The sequence below is a fragment of the Rhodopseudomonas sp. BR0C11 genome, assembly GCF_010820945.1.
GTDB classification, from domain to species: Bacteria; Pseudomonadota; Alphaproteobacteria; order Rhizobiales; family Xanthobacteraceae; genus Rhodopseudomonas; species Rhodopseudomonas palustris_H.
Genome location: NZ_QTKI01000346.1, coordinates 1 through 5205, shown reverse-complemented (window position 1 = coordinate 5205; position 5205 = coordinate 1). Strand labels below are relative to the sequence as shown.

At 67.2% G+C, this 5205-nt stretch carries 6 protein-coding genes; 2 read left to right on the top strand and 4 right to left on the bottom strand.

The genetic code is table 11. The features are described from left to right. The first annotated feature begins 275 nt into the window (after positions 1 to 275). Positions 276 to 914 carry a collagen-like domain-containing protein gene (locus DYI24_RS20620; protein WP_164573644.1) on the top strand — a complete coding sequence of 213 codons (639 nt, stop codon included), beginning with the start codon at positions 276 to 278 and terminating at the stop codon, positions 912 to 914. 44 nt (positions 915 to 958) lie between these two features. Here DYI24_RS20620 and DYI24_RS20615 read toward each other — a convergent pair whose 3' ends face one another. Then, positions 959 to 1225, bottom strand: a complete 267-nt coding sequence (locus DYI24_RS20615) for a DUF2277 domain-containing protein (protein ID WP_164573643.1) — start codon at positions 1223 to 1225, stop codon at positions 959 to 961. A 154-nt stretch (positions 1226 to 1379) separates the two neighbouring features. Here DYI24_RS20615 and DYI24_RS20610 point away from each other — a divergent pair, with 154 nt between their 5' ends. Then, the gene (locus DYI24_RS20610; protein WP_164573642.1) at positions 1380 to 2009 is read left to right on the top strand and encodes an SOUL family heme-binding protein; all 630 of its coding nucleotides are present in this window, start codon (positions 1380 to 1382) and stop codon (positions 2007 to 2009) included. A 14-nt stretch (positions 2010 to 2023) separates the two neighbouring features. On the opposite strand, the gene DYI24_RS20605 is transcribed toward DYI24_RS20610, so the two are convergent. The 3 genes from DYI24_RS20605 to DYI24_RS28135 form a co-directional block, all read right to left on the bottom strand. Continuing rightward, positions 2024 to 3229, bottom strand: coding sequence for a DUF1501 domain-containing protein (locus DYI24_RS20605; RefSeq protein ID WP_164573641.1), 1206 nt, complete (start codon positions 3227 to 3229; stop codon positions 2024 to 2026). Beyond that, positions 3216 to 4796, bottom strand: coding sequence for a DUF1800 domain-containing protein (locus DYI24_RS20600; protein WP_164573640.1), 1581 nt, complete (start codon positions 4794 to 4796; stop codon positions 3216 to 3218). The genes DYI24_RS20605 and DYI24_RS20600 overlap by 14 nt, the downstream gene beginning before the upstream one ends. A gap of 188 nt (positions 4797 to 4984) precedes the next feature. Further along, a partial coding sequence (locus DYI24_RS28135) for a hypothetical protein (protein WP_205523611.1) occupies positions 4985 to 5205 on the bottom strand: 221 nt, incomplete at its 5' end.

Below are 5205 nucleotides of genomic sequence, written 5' to 3'. Positions count from 1 at the left end.
TGCCGCAAGGACGACGGTCTGGTGTTCTCGTCAGCGGCCGGCCCCGCATCGCACGCTGCCCCCGCTTCGGCGCAATCAGCATCGCCGGCTCCGGCGGCAGCGGCCCCGAAGGCAGCGCCGAGCGACAGCGTGGCGCGGAGCGACGCCGCCGAGTAGCGCTGTGTCGCTGCGTGCGACACGCGTTCGTGCGAAGCACCGCTGCACCGCCGCGGAATTGAAGCCGTCACGCAAGCTCTGGTAAAGTCACGCCGTCAGGAATCGTTTGGGGGCGTTGCGTGGCTGAAGCTGACTCCACCCGCCGCGGACGCCCGGGGCCGCAAGGCCCGCGCGGACGTCCCGGTGAACCGGGCCGACCAGGACCACAAGGACATCCGGGCCGTCCCGGCCCCGAGGGGCCCCGCGGCAAGCAAGGTCCGGTCGGCAAGCCAGGCCCGCAGGGCAAGGCCGGTCCGCAAGGCAAACCCGGCGTCGCCGGCAAGCCGGGCCCCGATGGCAAGCCCGGTCCGATCGGCCCGCAAGGCAAGCCCGGCCCGCAAGGTCCCCGTGGTGAACAAGGCGCGCGTGGCGAGCAAGGTCCTCGTGGTGAGCAAGGCCCGCAAGGTCCGCGCGGCGAACAGGGCCCGCGCGGCGAGCCCGGCCCCGCCGGTGCGCTCCCCTCGATCGAGCAGGTGATGCCCTGGCTGCACCTGATCTTCGACGCCTACGAAGACTACAAAGCGCAGCGCGCCCGCGAAGCCCGCGAGCTCGAAGAGGGTCTCGCCGCCGAAGCTCTCGAGCAGGCGGCGCGCGAAGCCGCCGAGCGTGAAGTCGCTGCCGCGATCGAAGCCGCAAATGCCGAGGCCGAGATCGCGCTCGACGACGAGGCCAATGCCGAGGGCGGCAAGAAAAAGAAGAAGCGCAAGCACAAGGACTGATCGCGCCGCTTGCGTGATCCGTCTCGTTCGATGAGCCCGCGCGGTCAGCCGAACCGCGCGCGCGATCGTTCCCTCGCCTTCACCGCCTCGACCTCGCGGTCGCGCGGCGCGGCCTGGGTCTGCAGCGACAGCAACAGCGTGCGGGCCACGTCGGTGATCTCACTCACCGCGCGATCGAACGCGGCGGCATTGACCTGCGACGGCGCATTGAAACCCGACAGCTTGCGGACGAACTGCAGCGCGGCGGCGCGAACTTCGTCGTCGGTCGCCGGCGGTTCGAAATTGAACAGCGTCTTGATGTTCCGGCACATGCAGCGGCACCCTTGGGCCTGGACAGACCACCGATGGTAATCGCATCCACCCGCGATACAACATGGAACCGCGCGACATAAAACCTTGCCGATGGCCGTGCGATGATTAGCTGACGTCAGGGAGCGCAACACAGCGCGGCGCGGAGACGGCAGCATGGCTTCGGCGATCTGGTACTACACGGTTCTGGTCGCCGAATCCGTCCTCGGCATCGTCGGCCTGCGGCTGTACGAGGAGCCGGCCTACACCGTGCTGGACAGGCCGGGCGACACAATCGAGATCCGGCGCTATGCGCCGAGGGTCGCTGCCGAGGTCGATCTCGAGCGCCGCGGCAATGCCGACGGCCAAGCCTTCACGCTGCTGTTCAACTACATCGCCGGCGCCAATCGCGGCGGCTCTGGCGCCTCTGAACGCGTGGCCATGACCGTGCCCGTCGACGTAGCACGGCCGGAGAAGATCGCGATGACCGCGCCGGTCGAAACCGCGACGCAGGACCGCATGACGCGGATGCGGTTCTTCCTGCCGGCGGCCTTCACGGCCGAGACTGCGCCGAAGCCCGACGACGCGCGGGTGCAGATCGTCACCGTGCCGGAACAGACCATTGCGACGCTGCGCTTCTCAGGCACCGGGCGCGACCTGCGCGAGCGCGAGCAGCAACTGATCGCCGCGCTCGCCAAGACGCCATGGCAGCCGGTCGGCGCGCCCTACGGCCTATTCTACGATGCGCCGTTCACGCTTCCGTTCGTCCGCCGCAATGAAGCCGCGGTGGAAGTCGCGAAGCGCTGACCACACGAAGCTGATCACACCAAGCCGAGATCGGCCGGACGCACGCCGGCGAAGACCCGTTGCAGCGCCGCGGCGTCCAGCCCGTACATGCGCTGCACCAGACCGGCGAACAGCGCGCGATAATCGGTCAGCACCGGATAGTCGCGGTTCTCGAACAGCGACGGCTGCGCCACCTTGATCTGCTCGCCGGCGATGCGGCCGCCATTGAGCCCGCCGCCTAGCACCCAGTACACGCTGCCATGGCCATGATCGGTGCCGCGATCGCCGTTCTCGCGGAACGTGCGGCCGAATTCGGAGATCACCACCACCACGCTGTCGCGCCAGGCCGCCGGCCCGATCTCCTCGCGGAAGCCGGCGAGCGCCCGGCCGAGCTCGCCGAGCCGATCGGCGAGATAACCGGTCGCCGCACCTTGATTGACGTGGGTGTCCCAACCGCCGACATCGACAAAACCGAGGTTGAACTGCTCGCGCATCAGCCGGCCGATCCGGCGCGCCGACAGCTCGAAGCCGCGCGGCGACACCGCACCGCGATTAGCTTCTGTCATCTCGTCGGCGATCGACTTCACCACCTCGTCGCGCACCCGAAAGCCTTCGGCCACTGCGGACGCGAGCTTGGTCTTGGCGTACATCTGCTTGATCAGCTCGGCCTGGCGGTCATCGACGCCGGGCTTGCCGACATTACCGAGCGCGATATTCGGGATCTCCGCCTGGCCGCGAAAGATCAGCGGCAGCTGCTCGGTGAAGGCGATCGGTTTGACCCGCGTCAGTTCCGCCGCAAGCCGGCTCATGAAGCCGGAGCGATAGTCGCGCGAGCCTTTGGTCGATTGCCCGAGTTCGATCGTGTCCTGGGTCTCGAAGTGACTGCGGGTGGTGTCGTCGCTGGTGCCGGCGAACGGCACGAACGCGATCTCGCGGCTCGTCCATAGCGGCACCAAGCTGTCGCGCAGCGCCGGATGCAGTCCCCAATCGGCATCGAGCGCGACCGCCGAGTTCGGATTGCCGACGTCCGGCTTGGCGATCGCAAGGTTCGGCCGGGACTCGTAGTAGAAGCTGCTCGATACCGGCACCAGCACGTTGGCCGCGTCGTAAGCACCGCGCAGGAACACGACCAGCAGCTTGGAGTCGGTGGCCGGCGCTGCCCAAACGCGGCCGGCGATCGTGGTCGTCAATGCGGCCGGTGCGAGGGCTGCGACGGCTTTCAGCAGATCACGACGGTTCATGCGGAGCCTCCGCGCGTTGACGAACCATGAATTCGGGCGAGGACAGAAACAGCGTATTCCAATCCTGCGGCGAGATCGCCTGGTCGAGCGCGCCGCGCGTGGTCGAACTCAGCGTCCGGCTGAGCCCGCCGAAATACAGCGCATTCTGCAGCAGTGGAAACGCCGGGCGATCCTTGGCGTCGGCCTGCTCCGGCTTGAACAATCCCGCCGAGCCGGAACCGATCTGCCGTGCGATCTCGAACCGCAGCATCATCTGGCCCGGGCCGTTCCAGGCGGTCGCGGTCAGCGGATAGCCATCCGGCGTCTGGCGCTGATACAGCCCTTCGCCGAGCCGGCCGAGCCAGCGCTGGATCGGCACGGTGTTGAGCACGACCTTGTCGTCGTAAGCGAGCCGTACCGCCGAATACACGTAGCCGACCGGATCCTTGAAGCGTTCCGCGGTCTTCAGCGACGCATCGAATTCAGGCGCGGCGATCATCGCGGCCAGCACCTGGGCGATATCGCCATCAGAGGCGGTGAAGGCTTTCGCCATCTTGTCGATCAGCGATTGCGGCGGCTCGTCCGATACGAAGTAGGTCGCGAGCTTGCGCGACACGTGCTGCGCAGTCGCCGGATTGTGCACGATCAAGTCGAGCGCCTCGTCGACCTCGGCAAAGCCGCTGCCGCGGATGGTGTGGCCGAGGAAGGTCTTGTCGGAGTAATCGTGGCGCGCCGGATTGAACTCGAACGCGCCGTCGCGGACCAGCTGCGGGGCCAGCGCGGGCTTCAGCTTCGGATCCTCGGGCTTCAGGTCGATGCCGACGCCGGTGAGGATCTTGGCGAGCGCTTCGACATCGGCCTGGGTGTAGCCGCTGCCAACGCCCATGGTGTGCAGCTCCATGATCTCGCGGGCGTAGTTCTCATTGAGATGGCCGTTGGCATTGCCGGCATTGTCGAGATAGCGCAGCATCGCCGGGTGCCGCAGCGTGGCGCGTAACAGATCGCCGAACTTGCCGAGCGCATGGGCGCGGATCGCCCGGTCCTCATAGTCGCCGACCAGCAGGCGGAGCTCGGCCTTGCTCTGGTGGACGTTGAAATGGTTCAGCCAGAACCAGGTCATCCGCTCGCGGAGCTGGTCGGGTGCGTACAGCGCGCGCAGGATCGACCGGCTCGCCGCCTGCTTGGCGCGGTCGTTCAGCGCCTGCTGGTACGCCTGCTTGGCAGTCTTGCGCGCCTCCGGGTCGGTGAGCTGATCGGCATCCTTGCCCTGCGCTTGAAACGCGTTGATTGCCGCCGGTGTCAGGCTGGCCGCATCGGGCATCGCTTCGATCTGCGCGGCGACCGGCTGCGGCAGCGCGCTGTCCGCCGCTGGGTGCAGTTGCTGATCCACCCAGCGCGCGGCGCCGAGCTTCTGGAATTGCGCGACGCTGGAGCCGTTGATGCCCCAGGTCAACCGATCGATCAGCGCCAGATCGTGGGGTGAGATCTCCGCAGCCTGGGCCGCCGCGCTGGTGATGATTGCGGCGATGCCGATTCCCAGGATCGCCGATCCTCGTGCGCGCCACCGTCCGGCCGTGTTGGTTCGCATCGCCGCATCCCGCTTGATCGTGTGGTGCCGGGATGATGCGCGCCGGGCTGCTGAACCGCCGCTGAATACATGATGGCGGCAGCGTGGCCTCATCGGCGGCCAGGCGCACGGTGGCCGAGCACCCGCGGACGACATCCGGACAACTACGTAAGGCATCTCAGCACACGACTTGCGTCGTATCTGCCTGATTACAGGTAACTATTTGCCGCGCGGGGTAGTTCCAGAACCCCAATGTTAACCGTGGTTTCACGAGGTGAGGCGTAGTGCTGCCGGCGATGCGCCCGAGGCGCACTGACGATTTCAGCGCGGCCCAAAAGAAGGCGAACCGCCCCCAACGCGAAGGTTCTCGACATGAGACTGAACAGTATCGGAATGAAGCTCGGCCTCGCGAGCTTGACCAGTATCGCGC